At 70.8% G+C, this 19,202-nt stretch carries 21 protein-coding genes; 6 read left to right on the top strand and 15 right to left on the bottom strand.

Features of this window, described 5'->3' with window-relative positions; translation table 11 throughout:
• Positions 1-20: 20 nt before the first annotated feature.
• From tgt to QM772_RS13505, 3 genes are read right to left on the bottom strand one after another with little or no spacing between them, the layout of a single operon-like run.
• Complete coding sequence (gene tgt, locus QM772_RS13495) at positions 21-1,193, bottom strand: tRNA guanosine(34) transglycosylase Tgt (protein WP_415137280.1); 1,173 nt, start codon at positions 1,191-1,193, stop codon at positions 21-23.
• 10 nt (positions 1,194-1,203) lie between these two features.
• Positions 1,204-2,529, bottom strand: a complete 1,326-nt coding sequence (locus QM772_RS13500) for a methyltransferase domain-containing protein (protein WP_415137282.1) — start codon at positions 2,527-2,529, stop codon at positions 1,204-1,206.
• 27 nt (positions 2,530-2,556) lie between these two features.
• Complete coding sequence (locus tag QM772_RS13505; protein ID WP_415137284.1) at positions 2,557-3,495, bottom strand: LysR family transcriptional regulator; 939 nt, start codon at positions 3,493-3,495, stop codon at positions 2,557-2,559.
• A gap of 87 nt (positions 3,496-3,582) precedes the next feature.
• Here QM772_RS13505 and QM772_RS13510 point away from each other — a divergent pair, with 87 nt between their 5' ends.
• The 3 genes from QM772_RS13510 to QM772_RS13520 are packed head-to-tail and all read left to right on the top strand — an operon-like array spanning position 3,583 to position 5,752.
• Positions 3,583-4,947, top strand: a complete 1,365-nt coding sequence (locus QM772_RS13510) for an aromatic ring-hydroxylating dioxygenase subunit alpha (RefSeq protein WP_415137286.1) — start codon at positions 3,583-3,585, stop codon at positions 4,945-4,947.
• A complete protein-coding gene (locus QM772_RS13515; protein ID WP_415137288.1) occupies positions 4,944-5,423 on the top strand; it encodes an aromatic-ring-hydroxylating dioxygenase subunit beta in 480 nt (159 codons plus the stop codon). The genes QM772_RS13510 and QM772_RS13515 overlap by 4 nt, the downstream gene beginning before the upstream one ends.
• Before the next feature lie 11 nt (positions 5,424-5,434).
• Positions 5,435-5,752 carry a non-heme iron oxygenase ferredoxin subunit gene (locus tag QM772_RS13520; RefSeq protein WP_415137290.1) on the top strand — a complete coding sequence of 106 codons (318 nt, stop codon included), beginning with the start codon at positions 5,435-5,437 and terminating at the stop codon, positions 5,750-5,752.
• A 93-nt stretch (positions 5,753-5,845) separates the two neighbouring features.
• Here QM772_RS13520 and QM772_RS13525 read toward each other — a convergent pair whose 3' ends face one another.
• Genes QM772_RS13525 through queA form a run of 4 tightly spaced genes read right to left on the bottom strand, consistent with a single transcriptional unit; the run spans position 5,846 to position 8,839 of the window.
• A complete protein-coding gene (locus QM772_RS13525; RefSeq protein WP_415137292.1) occupies positions 5,846-6,307 on the bottom strand; it encodes a DUF2269 family protein in 462 nt (153 codons plus the stop codon).
• Between the two features lie 5 nt (positions 6,308-6,312).
• On the bottom strand, positions 6,313-6,708 hold the full coding sequence (locus tag QM772_RS13530) for a DoxX-like family protein (protein ID WP_415137294.1): 396 nt from the start codon (positions 6,706-6,708) through the stop codon (positions 6,313-6,315).
• Positions 6,705-7,808, bottom strand: coding sequence for a saccharopine dehydrogenase family protein (locus QM772_RS13535; protein WP_415137296.1), 1,104 nt, complete (start codon positions 7,806-7,808; stop codon positions 6,705-6,707). The genes QM772_RS13530 and QM772_RS13535 overlap by 4 nt, the downstream gene beginning before the upstream one ends.
• Positions 7,805-8,839 (bottom strand): tRNA preQ1(34) S-adenosylmethionine ribosyltransferase-isomerase QueA, encoded by a 1,035-nt coding sequence (queA, locus tag QM772_RS13540; protein ID WP_415137298.1) that lies wholly within the window; start codon positions 8,837-8,839, stop codon positions 7,805-7,807. Before queA ends, QM772_RS13535 begins: the two co-directional genes overlap by 4 nt.
• Before the next feature lie 213 nt (positions 8,840-9,052).
• Between queA and QM772_RS13545 the strand changes: the two genes are divergently transcribed.
• Positions 9,053-11,377 (top strand): DEAD/DEAH box helicase, encoded by a 2,325-nt coding sequence (locus QM772_RS13545; protein ID WP_415137300.1) that lies wholly within the window; start codon positions 9,053-9,055, stop codon positions 11,375-11,377.
• Here QM772_RS13545 and QM772_RS13550 read toward each other — a convergent pair.
• From QM772_RS13550 to QM772_RS13585, 8 genes are all read right to left on the bottom strand, one after another.
• Positions 11,367-12,224, bottom strand: a complete 858-nt coding sequence (locus QM772_RS13550; protein WP_415137302.1) for a DMT family transporter — start codon at positions 12,222-12,224, stop codon at positions 11,367-11,369. The genes QM772_RS13545 and QM772_RS13550 overlap by 11 nt on opposite strands.
• Positions 12,225-12,238: 14 nt before the next feature.
• Complete coding sequence (locus QM772_RS13555; RefSeq protein WP_415137304.1) at positions 12,239-12,550, bottom strand: hypothetical protein; 312 nt, start codon at positions 12,548-12,550, stop codon at positions 12,239-12,241.
• Between the two features lie 11 nt (positions 12,551-12,561).
• Complete coding sequence (locus tag QM772_RS13560) at positions 12,562-13,209, bottom strand: GntR family transcriptional regulator (RefSeq protein WP_415137306.1); 648 nt, start codon at positions 13,207-13,209, stop codon at positions 12,562-12,564.
• 17 nt (positions 13,210-13,226) lie between these two features.
• Entirely contained in the window at positions 13,227-13,679 is a 453-nt protein-coding gene (locus QM772_RS13565) for a VOC family protein (RefSeq protein WP_415137308.1), read from the bottom strand.
• Positions 13,680-13,682: 3 nt separating this feature from the next.
• Entirely contained in the window at positions 13,683-14,474 is a 792-nt protein-coding gene (locus QM772_RS13570) for an amino acid ABC transporter ATP-binding protein (protein ID WP_415137310.1), read from the bottom strand.
• 4 nt (positions 14,475-14,478) lie between these two features.
• Entirely contained in the window at positions 14,479-15,330 is an 852-nt protein-coding gene (locus QM772_RS13575; RefSeq protein WP_415137312.1) for an amino acid ABC transporter permease, read from the bottom strand.
• A gap of 72 nt (positions 15,331-15,402) precedes the next feature.
• A complete protein-coding gene (locus QM772_RS13580) occupies positions 15,403-16,293 on the bottom strand; it encodes an ABC transporter substrate-binding protein (protein WP_415137314.1) in 891 nt (296 codons plus the stop codon).
• A gap of 55 nt (positions 16,294-16,348) precedes the next feature.
• Positions 16,349-16,852, bottom strand: a complete 504-nt coding sequence (locus QM772_RS13585; protein WP_415137316.1) for a gamma-glutamylcyclotransferase — start codon at positions 16,850-16,852, stop codon at positions 16,349-16,351.
• A 352-nt stretch (positions 16,853-17,204) separates the two neighbouring features.
• On the opposite strand from QM772_RS13585, the gene QM772_RS13590 reads away from it, so the two are divergent.
• Together QM772_RS13590 and ubiA are read left to right on the top strand one after the other, a co-directional pair.
• Positions 17,205-18,155, top strand: a complete 951-nt coding sequence (locus QM772_RS13590; protein WP_415137318.1) for a hydrogen peroxide-inducible genes activator — start codon at positions 17,205-17,207, stop codon at positions 18,153-18,155.
• A 72-nt stretch (positions 18,156-18,227) separates the two neighbouring features.
• The gene (ubiA, locus tag QM772_RS13595) at positions 18,228-19,112 is read left to right on the top strand and encodes a 4-hydroxybenzoate octaprenyltransferase (protein ID WP_415137320.1); all 885 of its coding nucleotides are present in this window, start codon (positions 18,228-18,230) and stop codon (positions 19,110-19,112) included.
• Positions 19,113-19,202: the final 90 nt, after the last annotated feature.

Raw genomic sequence — 19,202 nt, forward strand, 5'->3', positions numbered from 1 at the left:
GCAGTCGCCGGGCCGACACGCTACACGCCTCTCGCCCGATCGGCCGCGAAGCGCGCGCGGAAGGCGGTGAACTGGCCGGCGTCCAGCGCATCGCGCACTTCCTGCATCAGCCGCAGGTAGTAGTGCAGGTTGTGGAGGGTGGCGAGCATCGGCGCCAGCATTTCGCCACAGCGCTCCAGGTGGTGCAGGTAGGCGCGCGAGAAGCCGCCGCGCCCGCCGTCGGCCCAGGCCACGCCGCTCTCGCCGGCGCAGGCGTGGCAGGTGCAGCTCTCGTCGATGGGGCGCGGGTCGGCCTTGTGGCGCGCGTTGCGCAGCTTCAGGTCGCCGAAGCGGGTGAACAGGTGGCCGTTGCGCGCGTTGCGCGTGGGCATGACGCAGTCGAACATGTCCACGCCGTGCTGCACGCCCCACACCAGGTCTTCCGGCGTGCCGACGCCCATCAGGTAGCGCGGCTTGTGGGCGGGCAGGCGGTGCGGGGTGTGGGCGGTGATGCGCAGCATGTCTTCCTTGGGCTCGCCCACGCTGACGCCGCCGACGGCGTAGCCGGGGAAGTCCATCTCGGCCAGCTGCTCCAGCGACTCCTGCCGCAGCCCCTCGAACATGCCGCCCTGCACGATGCCGAACAGGGCGTTGGGGTTCGCGAGGCGCGCGAACTCGGCCTGGCAGCGGCGCGCCCAGCGCAGGCTCAGTTCCATGCTGGCGCGCGCTTCGCGCTCGGTGGTGACGTGGCCCTTGGCTTCGTACGGCGTGCACTCGTCGAACTGCATGACGATGTCGCTGTTCAGCACGGTCTGGATCTGCATGCTGATCTCGGGCGTGAGGAACAGCCGGTCGCCGTTGACGGGGCTGGCGAACTTCACGCCTTCCTCGCTGATCCTGCGCATCTCGCCCAGCGACCAGACCTGGAAGCCGCCGGAGTCGGTCAGGATCGGCTTGGGCCAGCTCTCGAAGCCGTGCAGGCCGCCGAACTGGCGCAGCACATCGAGCCCCGGGCGCATCCACAGGTGGAAGGTGTTGCCCAGGATGATCTGCGCGCCCATCTCGTGCAGGCTGCGCGGCATCACGCCCTTGACGGTGCCGTAGGTGCCCACGGGCATGAAGATCGGCGTTTCGACCACGCCGTGGTTCAGCGTGAGGCGGCCGCGGCGGGCGTGGCTCGACGGGTCGGTGGCGAGCAGGTCGAAGCGCAGCATGCGCGGCGGCTCAGGCGGCGGGCTTGCGTGCCGTGACCAGGAAGCCCGGCAGCGGCTCGCCGCCTTCCAGGCGCAGCGCGGGCAGGTGCTCGATGGCGACGCTGTCGAACCCGGCCTCGCGGCATAGCCGCTCGACGGCCGAGGCCTTGTGCGCGTAGCGGTTGCTTTTGGCGCGCAGCACCAGGTCGGCCTCGTTCTGGCCCGCGGCTTCGCACGAGAAGATGAAGTGGCCGCCGGGCTTGAGGATGCGCAGCGCGTTGGGGATGACCGGGGAGAGGTCGCCGACATAGGGCAGGACGTCGGCGCAGGTGATGGCTTCGTAATGGCCGCTGGGGGTGTCGCGCAGGGCTTCGAGGATGTTGACCCGGGAAAGCTTCGAGTAGATGCCGTGCCGGGCGGCCTGCGCCAGCATCTTCTCGGACAGGTCGGCGCCGACGATGTGCCCGTCGACGCGGCCGAGGTGGAGGCCGACCAGGCCGGTGCCGCAGCCCAGGTCGAGCAGGTTGAGGCGGCGGTCGGGGTGGAGTTCCAGCAGGATGTGCGCCACGCGCTCGGGCAGCTGGTAGCGCAGGCCGCGTACCACGCTGACGTCGTAGCGCGCCGCATATTCGTCGAACAGGCTGGCCACCATCCCCGGGGGCAGGCTCGAGGGGGTCTGGCCGTACGCCATGGCATGCCAGTAGCGCGCGCCGTCGTCGGTGGGCGCCAAGGCGATCAGGTGGTCGGCATGGCGCCGGGCCTGCGCGGTGTCGCCGCCGTGCAGGGCGCAGGTCAGCAGGCCCGTGAGGGCCTCCAGGTGGTGGGGCGCGCGCTGGTGAATGAACTCGAAATGCTCGGCGGCCTCGCGGTAGCGCGCCTGGTTGACCAGATGGCTGCCCAGGAAAAGCCGCATCCCGAGGTGATCGGGAAACCGGCGCACGCCTTCCTCTGCCCACGCCTGGGTCTGCTCATGCCGCTCCGAAAAGAACGCGGTGTTGATGGCGCCCACCATGACCTGCTCGTCGAACGGCGCGTTGGCCAGCGCCTGCATGGCGAGCGGCACCGCCTCGTCGCCCTCTTGCTGGCGCGCCAGCAGCAGGGCCAGCTCGATCTGCGCGACGTGCCAGTCCGGCGCCAGCACCAGTGCGCGGCGCGCGGCCTGGATGGCGGCGGGCAGGTTGCCGCCGGCGTCGGCCAGCCGCATGCCGAGCAGGAGCACGCGGGCGTCTTTCGGCGCTTGGCCTTGCACCTTGTTCAGCGCCAGCGCGGCGGGCTGGAGCTGGCCTTCACCGATCAACTGGCGGATGCGCCGCAGTTCCTGCGTGAGGGGGTCGTTGGAGATGGTCTGGTCGAGCATGGGAAGAAGCGGGAAGCAAGGCGCGGATTATCCGGCATCGCCTCCGCGCCCTGGCCCGCCGAACGCGCGCGCCACCAGCGCGCGCAGCCACTGGTGCGCGGGGTCGCGGTGGACGCGCGCATGCCACACCTGGTGGATGGCCGAGGGCGGCAGCCGCGCCGGCAGTGGGCGCGCCGCCAGCGGCAGCGCGTCGCACACGCGGGCGGCGAAGCGCTCGGGCACGGTGGCCACCAGGTCGGTGCCGGCCAGCACGTGGCCCAGCGCCACGTAGTCGGGCACCGCGAGGCGTATGCGGCGGCGCAGGCCGCGCCGCGCCAGCTGCTCGTCCACCTGCGCGTGGCCGGTGCCGCTGGCCTCGATGTGCACGTGGTCCAGCGCCAGGAAGGCGGCCCGGTCCAGCGGCGCGTTCAGCGCCGGGTGGCCGCGCCGTATCAGGCACACGTAGCCCTGGCGGAACAGCGCCTGCTGGTAGAAGCCGGCGCGCAGGTCGGGCAGCCAGCCCAGCGCCAGGTGCACGTGGCCGGCGGCCATGGCGTCGGCCAGGGCGGCGCCGCCGACGCCGGTGGTGCGCAGGGTCACGCCCGGCGCCTCGCGCGCCAGCGCCTGCATCAGCACCGGCAGGAAGTAGATCTGGCCGACGTCGGTCATCGCCAGGGTGAAGCCGCGCTCGTCGCGCGCCGGCTCGAAGGCGCCGGGCGCCGCCAGCGCGGTGTCGATCAGCGCCAGCGCCTGGGTCACCGACGGGGCGATGCGCAGCGCGTACGCCGTCGCGGCCATGCCGGCGGGCGTGTGCACGAACAGCTCGTCGCCCAGCAGGCCGCGCAGGCGGCGCAGGGCGTTGCTCACCGCTGGCTGCGACAGCCCCAGCGCGGCGGCGGCGCGCGACACGCGGCGCTGCCGCATCACCTGCTCGAAGACCCGCAGCAGGTTCAGGTCGATGCGCGCCAGATCGCCGTGCGTATTCATGATGTGAATGGCGACTATAAGCCGATCCTCATTGATGATTTCGCCCGCCGGCCGCATGATCGGCGCCAAACCCACGAGGAGACACGCATGAGCGCAACCACCGCGCCTATCGCCGCGCCGGTGCACTGGCCGGCCGGTGACACCAGCCGCATCCCCTTCGCCGTCTATACCGACGAGCAGTTGCATCAGCAGGAGCTGGAACGCTTCTTCTACCAGGGCCACTGGTGCTACGTCGGCCTGGAGGCCGAGGTGCCCAACCCGGGCGACTTCAAGCGCACCGTGGTGGGCGAGCGCTCGGTCATCCTCAGCCGGGCCGCCGACGGCAGCCTGCACTGCTTCGAGAACGTGTGCGCGCACCGCGGCATGCAGTTCTGCCGCAAGCGCCACGGCAGCGGCATGAAGGAATTCGTCTGCCCCTACCACCAGTGGAGCTACACGCTGAGCGGCGACCTGCAAGGCGTGCCCCTGCGCCGCGGCGTGCGGCAGGACGGGCAGGTCAAGGGCGGCATGCCGAGCGACTTCAACCCCAAGGAGCACGGCCTGACCAAGCTGAAGGTGGCCGCGCGCGGCGGCGTGGTGTTCGCCAGCTTCGACCACGACGTGGAGCCGCTGGAGGACTACCTGGGCCCCACCATCCTGGCGTACTACGACCGCCTGTTCGACGGCCGCGAGCTGAAGATCCTGGGCTACAACCGCCAGCGCATCCCCGGCAACTGGAAGCTGATGCAGGAGAACATCAAGGACCCCTACCACCCCGGCCTGCTGCACACCTGGTTCGTCACCTTCGGGCTCTGGCGCGCCGACAACAAGGCGGCGCTGAAGATGGACGCGCACCACCGCCACGCCGCCATGATCTCCACGCGCGGCAACGCCGGCAAGCAGTCCGAGGTGTCGCAGGTGACCAGCTTCAAGTCCAGCATGGAGCTGGAGGACAAGCGCTTCCTCGACATCGTGCACGAGGACTGGTGGGGCGAGCCGACGGCGGTGATGACCACCATCTTCCCCAGCGTGATCTTCCAGCAGCAGGTCAACAGCGTTTCCACGCGCCACATCCAGCCGGACGGCCACGGCAACTTCGACTTCGTGTGGACGCATTTCGGCTTCGCCGACGACACGCCCGAGATGACCGCGCGCCGCCTGCGCCAGGCCAACCTGTTCGGACCGGCCGGCTTCGTCAGCGCGGACGACGGCGAGGCCATCGAGCTGTCGCAGTGCGGCTTCACGCAGAAGCCCACGCACCGCGCGCTGGCCGAACTGGGCGGGCGGGGCGTGGAGGAGACCGACCACATGGTCACCGAGACGCTCATTCGCGGCATGTACGAATACTGGCGCAAAGTGATGGAGCCCCCACGCTCCGCTGCTTCGCATGCTGCGCTGCCCCCCGAGGGGGCGCTCGCCGCCTTGGGGCGGCCCGGTGGCGGCGCGGCTTCGCCGGAAAAGGACGCCGCATGAAGCTCGACTTCGACACCTGGCAGGCGCTGGTGCAGTTGCAGGCCGACTACGCCGCCGCGGTGAGCAGCGGCGACTGGGACCTGTGGCCCAACTTCTTCACTGACGACTGCGTCTACAAGCTGCAACCGCGCGAGAACCACGAGCGCGGCTTTCCGCTCAGCACCCTGGCCTTCGACGGCAAGGCCAGCCTGCGCGACCGCGTGTACGGCATCAAGGAGACGCTGTTCCACGACCCGTACTACCAGCGCCACGTGGTCGGCGCGCCGGTGGTCCGCGCCGTGTCGGCGCAGGGCGAGATCGCGTGCGAATCCAACTACGCCGTGTTCCGCACCAAGCTCGACGGCATGAGCACCGTCTTCAACGTCGGCCGCTACCTCGACCGCGTGGTGCCCACGCCGGACGGCCTGAAGTTCGCCCAGCGCCTGGCCGTCTACGACAGCGAGATGATCCCCAACTCCATCATCTATCCCATCTGAAGGAGCGCGACATGAGCGATTGGATCGACGTCGCCGCCGAGGACGACATCTTCGAGGGCGCCGCCATCGGCGTGGACATCAAAGGCCACGACATCGCGGTCTACAAGACCGAGGCGGGCGAGGTGTTCGCCACCGACAACATCTGCACGCACGGCCATGCGCGCCTGTGCGACGGCTTTCTGGAAGGGCACGAGATCGAGTGTCCCTTCCACCAGGGCCGCTTCGACATCCGCACCGGCGCGCCCACGCTGGAGCCCTGCGTGGACGCGGTGCGCAGCTACCCGGCCAAGTGCGAGGGTGGCCGCATCTGGCTTCAGGTACAAGCCTGAAGCTATTCAAATAATAGCTGCTCGCGCTTGATGGGCGAGCGCTGGAGGCCGATTTGGCTTGAAACGGAATAAGGCGTGCCCGGAGCCACGCCATCACGACGGCTTGGCCACCATCAGCCAGAACACCACCAGCATGGCGACGAAGGCGGGGTAGCCCAGCGCTTCCCACCAGCGCGCGCAGCGCCCGTACGCGGCAGGCAGGGGCTGGCCGCCGTGCGCCGCTTGCGCCGCCATGCGCGCCATGCGCATCTGCAAGACCACCACCGGCAGCCAGAGCGCGCCCGTCAGCACGTACAGCGCCAGCGACCAGGCGATCCACGGCGTGGAGAGCGGCCAGCCGGCCAGGTGCGCCATCCACAGCCCGGTCAGCGGCTGCACGATGCCGGCGGGCGTGGTGAACCACCAGTCGGCCCGCACCACCAGCCGCGCCACCTCGGCCTGCGCCGCTACGTCGCGGCCGCGGTTGGCGAAGAACATGTAGTACGCCGTGCCGAAGCCCGTGCCCACCAGTAGCACGCTGGAGAGGATGTGGACGTATTTCAGCAGCAGGTACATGGGGTTCAGGGGCGTGCCGGCGCGCGGCGCCACAGCAGCACCAGCGCGGCGGCGATGGGCGCATTCTTGCTGAGCGGGCCAAACGGGTGCAGCCACCAGCCGGGTTCGATCACGGTGGCCAGCAGCGTCATGCCCGCCAGTGCCGCCAGCGCGGCGGCGTAGGCCGTGCGCCCAGGGCGCCACCACAGCCACACACCCAGCACGGCGTCGAGCAGCGCCCCGGTGCCGATCAGCCAGGGCTTGGCGCCTGCCCATGCGGGCGGCAGGCCGGCCAGCAGGGCCAGGCTCTGGCCGTGCCATTCAACTACCGAGACCACCGCCGTCCACAGCCAGACGAAGACCAGCGTCCCGCGCAGCCAGCGCAGCTCGGGCGGTTCGGCGGGGGTGGTGATCGAGGTCATGTGATTTGCGTGGCCATGCCCCAGCGCGCGAACTCGGGCTCGAAGTCTTCGAGCGGCAGCAGCCCCGCGGCCGTGGTGGCGCCGGGTGCCGGCACGGCGCCGCGCGCGAGCCGCCGCGCCAGCAGGACGGCGGCCATGCAGGGGATCTCGGGGCCGTGGTCGTGGTCGGCGGTGATGTCCCAGCGTGCCTCGGCCGGTTGGCCCGCCGCATCCGTGCCGCGCAGCGCCACCACCATGCCGCCCAGGGCCGAGCCCCAGCGGTCGAGCAGCGGCGCGCACCGGTGCAGCAGCGGCGCCAGGGCCTGCGGGCGCCGCAGCAGCCCGCGCCGCCGCAGCCAGGCCAGCAGCGCGAACGAGGTCTGCGACAGCGGCACCTCCAGCGCGGCGCGGAAGTGCACGCTGCCGGTCACGGCGTAGCGCGCCGGGAACAGTTCCAGATCAGGGATGTCGCACAGCGCACCGCGGCGCGGCGGCAGGTGGGCGAAGCGGACCGGCGTCGGCCGCGCCCAGCCATCGGCCTGCTGCCAGCGGCCGTCCTGCCAGACGTCGATCGGCGCGCCGCAGTAGCTCAGCACGCCGGCCAGCGTGGCCACGCCGCGCGGCGCGGTTTGCGCCGGCGCGATGCAGATGTCGATCGACGCGATGGCCTGCCAGCCGCGCGCCAGGTGCTCGACCACGGCGGACGACAGCGCCGGCACCGTGCTGGCGCCGCTGATGCCGCAGCGGCCGGCGGCGCGGAAGCCGGCATCCAGCGCGGCGGGAAAGTCGCACACGAAGCGGCGTCCATCGGCCAGGTCGATGTAGTGCGCGCCGGCACGTGCGCAGGCATGGGCCACGGCATAGCCCTGCGCCTGAAAAGGCCCGGCGGTGTGGATGATCAGGCCGATGCCTTCGTCGCGCAGGCGCTCGGCCAGCCGTGGGTCGCTGCCATCCACGGTCAGCGGCTGCGCGCCGCCTATCTCGCTTGCCAGGGCCTCGGCGCGCGTGCCATCCCGGCCACCGACCACCAGTTTGATCGCGGAGTCCGACGCCAGGGCTTTGGTGATGCGGGCGCCGAAGTTTCCGTAGCCGCCCAGCACCAGGGTTCGCAAGGCGGTCATGCGGCCTCCGTTCGCGCCAGCAGCATCGCGTCGCCATAGCTGAAGAAGCGGTAGCGCTCGGCGATGGCGTGGCGGTACAGCGCCATCACGTGCGCGTGGCCGGCGAAGGCGCTGACCAGCATCATCAGCGTGCTGCGCGGCAGGTGGAAGTTGGTGACGAGCCCGTCCACTACCTGGAAGCGGAAGCCCGGCGTGATGAAGATGCCGGTGTCGCCGTTGGCCGCGCCGCTCTGCGCCCAGCTTTCCAGCGTGCGCACGCTGGTCGTCCCCACGGCCACCACGCGGCCGCCGCGCGCGCGGCAGTCGGCGATGGCCTGCGCGGTTGGCGGCGGCACGTGGTAGCGCTCGCGGTGCATCACGTGTTCTTCCAGCCGCTCGGTCTTGACGGGCTGGAAGGTGCCGGCGCCCACGTGCAGGGTGACGGCGGCGCGCTGCACGCCGCGCGCGTCCAGTTCGGCCAGCAGCGCCTCGTCGAAGTGCAGCGCCGCCGTCGGCGCGGCCACGGCGCCGGGGTTGCGGGCGAACACGGTCTGGTAGCGCGTCTCGTCTTCCGCCGTATCGCCGTGTTCGATGTACGGCGGCAGCGGCACGTGGCCGTGCGCGGCCATCAGTTCGTAGGGGTCGGCGGAAAAGCGCAGGTGGAACAGCGGCCCCTGCGCATCCGGCCAGCGCCCCAGCAGCTCGGCCGTGAAGCCGCCGGCCATGCGCAGCACGGTGCCGGCGGGCGGCTTCTTGCTGACCTTCATGTGCGCGGCCACGGTGCCGTCTTCCAGCACGCGCTCCACCAGCAACTCCAGCTTGCCGCCGCTGGGTTTTTCGCCGTACAGGCGGGCCTTGACGACCTGGGTGTCGTTGAACACCAGCAGGTCGCCCGGTGCCAGCAGCGCGGGCAGCTCGCGGAATACCCGGTCCACGGCTTGAGCGCCGCGCCCGTCCAGCAGGCGCGAGGCGCTGCGCTCGGGCGCGGGGTGCTGGGCGATGAGTTCGGGCGGCAGCGCGAAGTCGAAGTCGCTCGTGTGGAATTGGCCCACCCCCGTGGCTTCACTCGCTGCGCGATGTTGCGCCTCCCCCCTTGAGGGGGCACACCCGCTGGCCGGGGAAACCTCGGCCAGGAGCGCGCTGGCGTGGCCTGCTCCGCGGCCTTTTGACTCTTTGGGCTTCATGTTATTCAGGGGCATCGAGCGTAACCGCTGACTGAAATGCCGCAGTGTGGTGGATGCGGCGGGTGCGGGCAGAATTGTCCTATGCCGCCCGACGATGCCACGCCCTTGTCAGCCCCGCAGAAGGCGCTGCGCAAGCTGGGCCTTCTGCGTCCCATCGACCTGGCGCTGCACCTGCCGCTGCGCTACGAGGACGAGACGCGCCTGACCCGCCTGGCCGACGCGCGCGACGGCGACACGGTGCAGATCGAGGCCCAGGTCACGCACCAGGAGGTGACCTTCCGCCCGCGCCGCCAACTGCTGGTGACGGTGGACGACGGCAGCGATGCCTGCGTGCTGCGCTTCTTCAACTTCTATCCCTCGCAGCAGAAGCAGATGGCGGTGGGCACACGCATCCGGGCGCGCGGCGAACTGCGCGGCGGCTTCGCCGGCCTGACCATGATGCACCCCACCGTGCGCGCTGCCGGCGGCGCGCTGCCGGCGGCGCTGACCCCCATTTATCCCACGGTGGCGCAGCTGCCCCAGCCCTACCTGCGCAAGGCCGTGCTGGCGGGGCTGGCGCAGGCCGACCTGTCGGAGACGGTGCCGGCGGAAGTTCTGAGCCAAATCGGCCTCCAGCGCCCGTGGGACTTGCGCCAGGCGCTCACTTTTTTGCATCAACCCACGCCCGACACGTCGCTGGCGCAGCTCGAAGACCACACCCATCCCGCCTGGCAGCGCCTGAAGGCCGAGGAGCTGCTGGCGCAGCAGTTGTCGCAGTTGCAGGCGCGGCGCGCGCGGGCGCACCTGCGCGCGCCGGTGCTGCGCGTGGCGTCGAACGGCGTGGCCGGGCAGCTGCTGGCCGCGCTGCCGTTCCAGCTGACCGCCGCGCAGCGCCGCGTGGTGGACGAGATCGCGCACGACCTGGCGCGCACCCAGCCGATGCACCGCCTGTTGCAGGGCGACGTGGGCAGCGGCAAGACGGTGGTGGCCGCGCTGGCCGCCGCCACCGCCATCGACGCCGGCTGGCAGTGCGCGCTGATGGCGCCCACCGAGATCCTGGCCGAGCAGCACTTCGCCAAGCTCATCGAGTGGCTCGCGCCGCTGTTGGCGCCGCGCGGCCAGTGCGTGGCCTGGCTCACCGGCGGGCAGAAGAAGAAAGCCCGCGCCGAGATGCTGGGCCTGATCGAGTCCGGCCAGGCCGCGCTGGTGGTGGGCACGCACGCCGTCATCCAGGCGCAGGTGCGCTTCGCGCGGCTGGGCCTGGCCGTCATCGACGAGCAGCACCGTTTCGGTGTGCAGCAGAGGCTGGACTTGCGCAACAAGCTGTCGGAGGCGGGCGTCGCCGCCGGGCCGCCCCAAGGCGACGCAACCCCCTCGGGGGGCAGCGAACCATGCGAAGCAGGGAGCGCGGGGGCGCCGAACCTCGCCGCCGGGCCGCCCCAAGGCGACGCAACCCCCTCGGGGGGCAGCGAACCATGCGAAGCAGGGAGCGCGGGGGCGCCGAACCTCGCCGCCGGGCCGCCCCAAGGCGACGCAACCCCCTCGGGGGGCAGCGACCCGCGCAGCGGCGGAGCGTGGGGGCCGTCAGCTTCAGAACCCCACCTGCTGATGATGAGCGCCACGCCCATTCCGCGCACGCTGGCCATGAGCTACTACGCCGACCTGGACGTTTCCACCATCGACGAGCTGCCGCCCGGCCGCACGCCGGTGGTCACCAAGCTGGTGGCCGAGCACCGTCGCGGCGAGGTGGCCGAGCGCATCCGCGCGCAGCTCGCGCAGGGCCGGCAGGTGTACTGGGTGTGCCCGCTGATCGAGGAGAGCGAGGCGCTGGACCTGCGCAACGCCACCGAGACGCACGCCGAACTGCAACAGGCGCTGCCGGGCTGCGCCGTCGGCCTGCTGCACTCGCGCATGCCGGCCGCCGAGAAGAAGGCGGTGATGCAGCGCTTCACCCGCGGCGAGCTGCCGGTGCTGGTGAGCACCACCGTCATCGAGGTCGGCGTGGACGTGCCCAATGCCAGCCTGATGGTGATCGAGCACGCCGAGCGCTTCGGCCTGAGCCAGCTGCACCAGCTGCGCGGCCGCGTGGGGCGCGGCGCGGCGGCCTCGGCCTGCGTGCTGCTGTATTCGGCGCCCGAGGGCGGCCGCCTGGGCGAGACGGCGCGCGCGCGCCTGAAGGCCATGGTGGAGACCGGCGACGGCTTCGAGATCGCCCGGCGCGACCTGGACATCCGCGGCCCGGGCGAGTTCCTCGGCGCGCGCCAGAGCGGCGCCGCGCTGCTGCGCTTCGCCGACTTGAGCACCGACGCCCCGCTGCTCGACTGGGCGCGTGACTGGGCCCCGCGGATGCTCGACCGCCACCCCGGCCTGGCCGCAAAACACGTTGCGCGCTGGCTGGGGGGGAAATCGGACTACCTCAACGCTTGAACGTCCTGCGTGCCATCCACGCGGCCATCACGCCACTGAGGGCGATGACGGACATGCCCAGCGCCGTGCGTGCGCTGGGCACCTGGCCGAACAGCAGCCAGCCCAGGATCGCGGCCCACAGCATCTGGGAGTACGAGAAGGGCGCGATGGCCCCCGGGGGTGCCAGCCGGTAGGCCAGTATCGTCATCCACTGCGCTAGGCACCAGGCCAGCGCCATGGCCAGCAGCCAAGGCCACTGGGCCGCCACGGCGGCCGTGTCGGCGGTGGCGAGCGCGGGCGAGAGCGCCACCACGCCCAGCGCGGCGGAGTAGAGCATGGTGGTGGTGGCGGAGTCGGCGCCGCTCAGCAGGCGCGTGCAGATCACGGCGGTGGCCCAGGCCATGGACGAGAGCATGGGGTAGAGCATGGCCGCGTTGAAGCCCGCGCCGCCCGGCTGCGCAACGATGAGCACGCCCGCGAAGCCCAGCATCACCGGCAGATTGCGCCACAGGCCCACGGGCTCGCGCAACATCAGGGCCGACAGCAGCGTCACGTACAGCGGCGATACGAACACGAGCGCGGTGGCGTCGGCGATGGGCAGGCTTTTGAGCCCTTGCAGGAACAGCACCGCCGAGCCCACGAGCCCCGCCGCCCGCAGCACCTGCACGCCAGGGCGCCGGCTGCGCGCCAGGGCCGGGTTGCGGATCAGCAGGGGCAGCGCACTGAGCAGCAGCAGCACGTAGCGCAGCCAGGCCAGGTGGACGGCCTGCAGGCCGCTGCCTGCGAGCTGCACCAGGGCGTCGGAGAGGGAAAAGCCAGCCATCGCTCCGATGAGGAGCAGGCCGCCCATGGCGTGGGGGGCAGGCATCGTGGCGAGGGGTTTCAGCGTGGGCTCGTGGGGCGGCGCACCCGCAGCAGTCCGGGTTGTCCGGGGCGCGGGGCGAGCCACCAGGTCTTCGCCGCCGTCGCCGTGCCCTTGGCCGTGGCGCGCGCGGCCACGCGCACCTGCCAGCCGCCCGGGGCGGCGGCCTCGACCACGCCCTGGCCGGTGGTCAGGTCGGCGAACTCGACGAGCACGGCGTCGCCCGCCTGCCACAGGGGCCAGTCCTGCACCGCCGGGCCGCCCAGCCGCACGCCGGGGTAGAGGTGGCTGGCACCCGCGTGCAGCACGCGGACGGCGGTGGTGTGGGCCATGGACGTGTCCTTCAGCGTTCTTCCAGCGCGTCGGCGACGATGCGCATGGTGGTGGCGATGTGCTCGCGCGTGAGCCGCTCGGCCAGGTCGCCGTTGCGCTGCTCCAGCGCCGCCAGGATGCCGGTGTGCTGCACGTTGGAGTGCGCGAGCTGGTCCTGCGCGAAGATCACGGGCAGGCGCAGGCTCCAGTAGTGGAACTGCGTGCGCTCGTGCTGCTCCACGAAGTAGAGGTTGTCCGACAGCGCCACCAGGCGGCGGTGGAACAGCCGGTTCAGGCGGCTGACCTCGCTGCGCGACACGGACTCGGCCGCGTTCATCTGCGCGAGCAGATCGCGCAGATACGCCAGATCCTCGGGCGTGGCGCGCTCGGCGGCCAGGCGCGTGGCATAGCCCTCGATGGCCATGCGGCCCTCGAAGATGCTGCGGAAGGCCAGCGGCGCGCCGTTGCCCACCATCCAGCCCCGGTGGCGGCTCACCAGCCCCTCGCCCTGCAGCCGCAGCAGCGCCTCGCGCACGGGGGTGCGGCCGGAGGAGAGCTGCGCGCAGATGTCGTCCTCGACCAAGCGGTCGCCCGGCTTGGCTTCGTGCGACAGGATCCTGTCGCGCAGCTGCTGGTAGACGTCGGTGGCGATGGAGGCGGCGGGGCGGGCGGGCGTCATGGCGGGCGGTGCGATGGCTATCCGGCGGACGTGGTGCGCACCTCCAGCACCACGCCGGCACCGGGCCGGGTGTCGAAATAGGTGAACCCGGAATTATCGGTGCGGCGGCCCCGCGCCGTGATGCCCACGCCCGCCTGGCACGCGTGGGCCTCGGCCGCGTCGCAGTCGGGCACCTCGAAGCCCAGGTGGTAGACGCCCTCGCCGTGCGTGTCCAGGAAGCGCCGCTGGGGCGAATCCAGCAGCGGCGGCTGGCACAGCTGGAGCTGGACGTTGCCCAGGTCCAGGCACTTGTAGCGCATGGCATCCGAGGCTTGCTTGTTGGGCACCTCGAAGCTCACGTAGGGATGGCGGCCCTTGGGGTAGTCGAACCAGGGGCCCATGCCCAGGCTTTCGTAATAGGCCACGGCTTTTTCAAGGTCGTGCACGACGATGCAGACGTGGTGCAGCTGCTGGAAGGGGTGTTGAGACATAGGCTAGTGGGCGGCCAGGTGGTGGGACAGGAACTGGCGCCCGCGCTCGCTCGCGGGGCCTTCGAAGAAGCGGCGCGCGGGCATCACGTCCTCGACGATCTCGCCGTTGACCATGAACAGCACCCGGTCGGCGAAGTCGCGCGCCAGGGACATCTCGTGCGTGGCCATCATCAGGGTGATGCCGTCCTCGGCGAGCTGGCGGATCACGGCGACGACCTCCTGCGCCAGCTCGGGGTCGAGGGCGCTGGTGGGCTCGTCGAGCAGCATCACGGTGGGCTGCATGGCCAGGGCGCGCGCAATCGCCACGCGCTGCTGCTGCCCGCCCGAGAGCTGGTGCGGATAGACGCTGGCCTTTTCCTCCAGGCCCACGCGGCGCAGCAGCGCCAGGGCCTGCGCGCGGGCCTCGGCCTTGGGGCGGCCCAGCACGTGCAGCGGGCCGGAGGTGACGTTGTCCAGCACCGTCATGTGGCGGAACAGGTTGAAGCTCTGGAACACCATGCCGGTGGTGCGGCGCTGAAGGCTGATCTCGCGGTCGCTCAGTTGCAGCAGCGTGTCGCCGCGCTCGCGGTAGCCCACCAGGCCGCCATCGACGACGATGCGGCCGCCGTCGATGGTCTCCAGGTGGTTCACGCAGCGCAGCAGCGTGGACTTGCCCGCGCCCGAGGGGCCGAGCACGGCCACGATCTGCCCGCGCGGGATTTCGGCGCTCACGTTGCGCAGCACGCACTGCGCGCCGCGGTACTTGGTCACGCCGGCCAGCTGGATGGCGATGGGGGTGGAGGATGGCGCGGACATGAGGCTACCGGTGGGGGAAGAGCTTTTCGAGCGCGGTCTGCAACACGGTGGCGAAGGCCGTCATCACCAGGTACCAGAATCCGGCGACCGCCAGCAGCTCCACCACGTGGAAGTTGGCGGCGTAGATGTCGGTGGAGATGCGCAGCAGTTCCAGGTAGCCGATGGCCGAGGCCAGCGAGGTGGACTTGAGCAGCAGGATGTACTGGTTGCCCGCCGCCGGCACGATGATGCGCGCCGCCTGCGGAATGACCACCTTGCGCATCAGCAGGCCCTGCGGCATGCCGATGGCGCGGGCCGCGTCGCGCTGCCCGTTGTCCACGGCCAGGAAGCCGCCGCGGATGATCTCGGCCATGTAGGCGCCCTCGGCCAGGCTTAGCCCGATCAGCGCGGCGACGTGGGGCGTGATGACCTGGGTCATCTGCGCATCCACCAGCACCCAGTCCGTGAACGGGACGGCGATGCGCAGCTGCGGGAACATGATGGGGAATGCGTTGAACCAGAAGATCAGCTGGATCAGCATCGGCGTGCCGCGGAACAGGTAGACGTAGGTGGACGAGAACGCGGTGAGGATGGGGTTGCCGCTCACGCGCATCAGCGCGGCCACCAGGCCGACGCCCGCCGCCAGGAACAGCGCCGTGGTGCCCAGCAGCAGCGAGTTGACCGCGCCTTCGAGCACCAGCCGGCTGAACAGGTATTCGCCGACGATGGACAGGTTCATCACCTGGGCGCGGATGGCGGCCTGGAGCAGCGCGGCCAGCGCCAGCAGCACCAGGGCAGCGAAGATCCAGGGGCCCCAGTGGCGGCGGTGCACCACGCGGCGGGGCGCCGCGCTGGAGGAGGGGGTGGCGAGGGTCACGCGGCAGCTCCGGAGTGGAATGTGGATGCCTGCGGACAGAGGCGCCCGGGGCGCCTTCCGCCGCGGCCCAGGTCACTTGGTCCGTTTGGAGGCGGGCAGGTTGACGCTGATCGCGGGCAGGGCGGCGCCGCCCACGCCCCACTTGTCGAGCGCCTTCTGGTAGGTGCCGTCGTCCAGCATGGACTGCATGGCCTTCTGCACCGCGTCGCGCAGGCCCGCGCGGTTCTTGGCGAAGGCCCAGGAGGTGATGTACTGCGTGAGCATGTAGTTGCCGCCCACGATGCGGTAGCGGCCGGGGAACTGCTGGCTCATGTACACCAGGGCCGGGAAGTCGCCCAGGTAGCCGTCCACGCGCTTCAGGTCGAGCTGCATGCGCGCGTCGGGCGCGGAGGGCAGCTGCTCGGCGCGGATCGCGGCCTTGCCGGCCTTGACGCAGCGCTCCGACGCGGCTTCCACCTGCGCCATGATGACGCGGCTGCCCAGCAGCGTGGCCACGCCTTTGCCGCAGAAGTCGTCGATGGTGTCCAGCTTGTCCTTGTTGGCCGCCAGCGCCAGGATGCTGCCGCCCGAGAACATGTAGTTCACGAAGTCCACCTTCTGCTCGCGCTCCTCGGTGTCGCTGATGCCGCCCGAGGCCATGTCGAAGCGGTCGGCCTCCAGGCCGGGGATCAGCGCCGCGTACTCGGCCTGCACGAATTCGATCTTCAGGCCGAGCCGCTGGGCCATCTCGGTCAGCAGGTCCCGGCTGGCGCCCGTGACCTCGGCTTTGCCGGGCTCGCGGAACTCGATGGGCGGGAAGGTCTGCTGCGAACCCACGCGCAGCGCGCCGCGCGCCTTGATCTCCGCCGGAATCATTGCCAGCACATCCGCGCCAGCGGTCTTGGTCTGGGCCATGCCCAGCAGCGGAACGGCGGCCGCAAGCAACAGGGCGCCGCTGCGGAGGTGACGTATCAGGGTGCTCATGATGATTTCCTTGGAAGAAAAGAAAAGGCGGTTGGCGTTGCGCGGGAGCGGCGGGTCAGCGGCTGTCGGCCGACTTGCCGGGGATGGCGGACGGGTTGGGGCGGTCCGCGCGCGGGCAGGGCGCGGCGGCGTCGTAGGTGGCCTGCACCGAGGCGATGTACTCGGCGGGGAACTGCCATGCCTTCAGCCCGGCGGGGATGTGGTCCCAGTAGAAGTTGGGCGGGCGCATGGCGATGCCGGGGTTGGTGAGGCGGTAGGTCCAGCAATCGTAGGCTTTCCCGTCGTCGCCGTGGACGGTCAGGAAGAAGCGCTCGAAGTCGTCGTAGTCTTCGTTGAACTGGTGCGGCTCGTGCTCGAACACCACGCCCAGCGCGTTCACGCCATGCGCGTCCGACACGCCGTTCAGGTGGCACCAGCCCCGGTCCGATCGGTCGCCCGCCGCGTGGAACTGCAAGCGGTGGTTGGCGGCGTGGCCCTTGGTGATGGCCTTGGTGTTGGGCCAGTAGCGGCGGATCTCGGGGTCGTTGAGCCAGGTGCAGTATGCGAAGTAATAGAGCATGGATGCCTTTCTTGAGAGGGTTGGAAGCCAGGGTCGGCGGGCGGGCAAGACAAGATATATGTCTTCGTATACGAACAATGCAAAAGCCATGCCAGCGGGCGTTGGCTGGCTTGCAGGATTTTCCGTATATGTATTCGTATATTTCAACGAATGTGCAATGGTATGCAGTGTTCCGGGCGCCAGGCGCCAGGGTTTTCACCAGGAACCGGGCTTCGGGCGGAGCGCGCGGCTGGTGCGGGCCCGCACCGGAAAGCGGCACGGCTGCCCGGGCGCCGCGGATTTGCAGGGGCCGTACCGCGCGCCGCCAAATCAGTGCACGATGGATTCTGGCAATAATGCGCAGAACCGTCCCATGACCCTCACCGAACTCAAGTACATCGTGGCTGTTGCCCGGGAGAAGCACTTCGGCAAGGCCGCCGAAGCCTGCTTCGTCTCGCAGCCTACGCTGTCGGTGGCCGTGAAGAAGCTGGAGGACGAGCTGGAGCTGAAGCTGTTCGAGCGCAGCGCCGGTGAGGTGACGGTGACGCCGCTGGGCGAGGAGATCGTGCGCCAGGCGCAGAGCGTGCTGGAGCAGGCGGCCGAGATCAAGGAGATCGCCAAGCGCGGCAAGGACCCGCTGGGCGGCCCGCTGCGGCTGGGCGTGATCTACACCATCGGCCCCTACCTGCTGCCCGACCTGGTGCGCCAGGTCATCGCCCGCACGCCGCAGATGCCGCTGATGCTGCAGGAGAACTTCACCGCCCGCCTGCTGGAGATGCTGCGCACCGGCGAGATCGACGCCGCCATCCTGGCCGAGCCCTTCCCCGACACGGGCCTGGCCATCGCGCCGCTGTACGACGAGCCCTTCATGGCCGCCATCCCCGCCGATCACCCGCTGGCGCGCGGCGAGTGGGTGAGCAGCGAGCAGCTCAAGGGCGAGCACATGCTGCTGCTGGGCACCGGCCACTGCTTCCGCGACCACGTGCTGCAGGTCTGTCCCGAGTTCGCGCGCTTCGCCAGCAGCGCCGAGGGCATCCGCAAGAGTTTCGAGGGCTCGTCGCTGGAAACCATCCAGCACATGGTGGCCGCCGGCATGGGCGTGACGCTGGTGCCGCGCCTGGCGGTGCCGGCCCGCGCGGACGACGGCCGTGCCGCGCCGCTGGTGCGCTACCTGCCGATCCGCGACGAGGGCGGCGGCGCGCCGCCCACGCGCCGCGTGGTGCTGGCCTGGCGCCGCAGCTTCACGCGCTACGAGGCGATCGCGGCGCTGCGCAACGCCGTCTACGCGTGCGCGCTGCCGGGCGTGCGGCGGCTGACCTCCTGAGGTGCTGGATTCTTGGTCAAATTGGCCTCCAGCGCCCGTCCAGCAAGCGTGGGCAGCTATTAAATAAATAGTATGAACTCGTTCGCCGAAGCTCCCCCGCCGCGCAGCCGGCTGGCGCTGTACCTGGACCTGATCCGCTGGAGCCGCCCCGCCGGCTGGCTGGTGCTGGTGTGGCCCACGCTGGCGGCGCTGTGGGTGGCGGCGGACGGCTTTCCCGGCTGGCACCTGCTGGCGGTGTTCGTGGCGGGCACGGTGCTGATGCGCAGCAGCGGCTGCTGCATCAACGACATCGCCGACCGCGACTTCGACCGCCACGTCAAGCGCACCGCGCACCGTCCCATCACCAGCGGGCAGGTCAGCGTGAAGGAAGCGGCCATCGTCGGCGTGGTGCTGGCGCTGGCGGCGCTGGCCCTGGTGCTCACCACGCGCTGGGAGGCGGTGGCCTGGTCGGTGCCCGCCGTGCTGTTCACCATCCTCTACCCGTTCACCAAGCGCTTCTTCGCCATGCCGCAGGCGTTCCTGGGCATCGCGTTCAACTTCGGCATCGTCATCGCGTTCGCCGCCGTGCGCGGCGAGGTGCCCGCCACGGCCTGGGTGCTGTGGCTGGCCAACCTGTGCCTGGTGCTGGCCTACGACACCGAATACGCCATGGTGGACCGCGACGACGACCTGAAGATCGGCATGAAGACCTCGGCCATCACGCTCGGGCGCTTCGACGTGGCGGCCGTCATGGGCTTCTTCGCGCTGTGCCTGGTGTTCACCGCCTGGGCGTTGTGGCCGCTGGGGCTGGGCTGGCCCCTCGCGCTGGGCTTGGCCGCGGCGGCGGCGCAGGTGGCATGGCACTACACGCTCATCAGGGGCCGCACGCGCGAGGGCTGCTTCACCGCCTTCAGCAGGAGCCACTGGATCGGCGCCTGCCTGTTCGCCGGCGTGGCGTTGGGGTTCGCGCTGCGTTGACGATCCCGTGCCGGCGGCGCGGGCATTCATGACGTAGATCAAGGGCCGGTCCGGCGCGCGGCCGCTAGCATGCCCTGTCCAGTCCCGCCA

The sequence above is a fragment of the Ottowia sp. genome (genome assembly GCF_047601385.1).
Classification (GTDB): domain Bacteria; phylum Pseudomonadota; class Gammaproteobacteria; order Burkholderiales; family Burkholderiaceae_C; genus Ottowia.

Bases quoted from the DNA above. Each gene is read 5' to 3' on its own strand.
- QM772_RS13530 (WP_415137294.1), bottom strand. From the start codon at position 6,708: ATGACCTCGATCACCACCCCCGCCGAACCGCCCGAGCTGCGCTGGCTG.
- QM772_RS13565 (WP_415137308.1), bottom strand. From the start codon at position 13,679: ATGTCTCAACACCCCTTCCAGCAGCTGCACCACGTCTGCATCGTCGTG.
- tgt (WP_415137280.1), bottom strand. From the start codon at position 1,193: ATGCTGCGCTTCGACCTGCTCGCCACCGACCCGTCGAGCCACGCCCGC.
- QM772_RS13545 (WP_415137300.1), top strand. From the start codon at position 9,053: ATGCCGCCCGACGATGCCACGCCCTTGTCAGCCCCGCAGAAGGCGCTG.
- QM772_RS13585 (WP_415137316.1), bottom strand. From the start codon at position 16,852: ATGCTCTATTACTTCGCATACTGCACCTGGCTCAACGACCCCGAGATC.
- QM772_RS13570 (WP_415137310.1), bottom strand. From the start codon at position 14,474: ATGTCCGCGCCATCCTCCACCCCCATCGCCATCCAGCTGGCCGGCGTG.
- QM772_RS13535 (WP_415137296.1), bottom strand. From the start codon at position 7,808: ATGACCGCCTTGCGAACCCTGGTGCTGGGCGGCTACGGAAACTTCGGC.
- QM772_RS13505 (WP_415137284.1), bottom strand. From the start codon at position 3,495: ATGAATACGCACGGCGATCTGGCGCGCATCGACCTGAACCTGCTGCGG.
- QM772_RS13580 (WP_415137314.1), bottom strand. From the start codon at position 16,293: ATGAGCACCCTGATACGTCACCTCCGCAGCGGCGCCCTGTTGCTTGCG.
- QM772_RS13590 (WP_415137318.1), top strand. From the start codon at position 17,205: ATGACCCTCACCGAACTCAAGTACATCGTGGCTGTTGCCCGGGAGAAG.
- QM772_RS13560 (WP_415137306.1), bottom strand. From the start codon at position 13,209: ATGACGCCCGCCCGCCCCGCCGCCTCCATCGCCACCGACGTCTACCAG.
- QM772_RS13550 (WP_415137302.1), bottom strand. From the start codon at position 12,224: ATGCCTGCCCCCCACGCCATGGGCGGCCTGCTCCTCATCGGAGCGATG.
- QM772_RS13520 (WP_415137290.1), top strand. From the start codon at position 5,435: ATGAGCGATTGGATCGACGTCGCCGCCGAGGACGACATCTTCGAGGGC.
- QM772_RS13500 (WP_415137282.1), bottom strand. From the start codon at position 2,529: ATGCTCGACCAGACCATCTCCAACGACCCCCTCACGCAGGAACTGCGG.
- ubiA (WP_415137320.1), top strand. From the start codon at position 18,228: ATGAACTCGTTCGCCGAAGCTCCCCCGCCGCGCAGCCGGCTGGCGCTG.
- QM772_RS13525 (WP_415137292.1), bottom strand. From the start codon at position 6,307: ATGTACCTGCTGCTGAAATACGTCCACATCCTCTCCAGCGTGCTACTG.
- QM772_RS13510 (WP_415137286.1), top strand. From the start codon at position 3,583: ATGAGCGCAACCACCGCGCCTATCGCCGCGCCGGTGCACTGGCCGGCC.
- QM772_RS13515 (WP_415137288.1), top strand. From the start codon at position 4,944: ATGAAGCTCGACTTCGACACCTGGCAGGCGCTGGTGCAGTTGCAGGCC.
- QM772_RS13555 (WP_415137304.1), bottom strand. From the start codon at position 12,550: ATGGCCCACACCACCGCCGTCCGCGTGCTGCACGCGGGTGCCAGCCAC.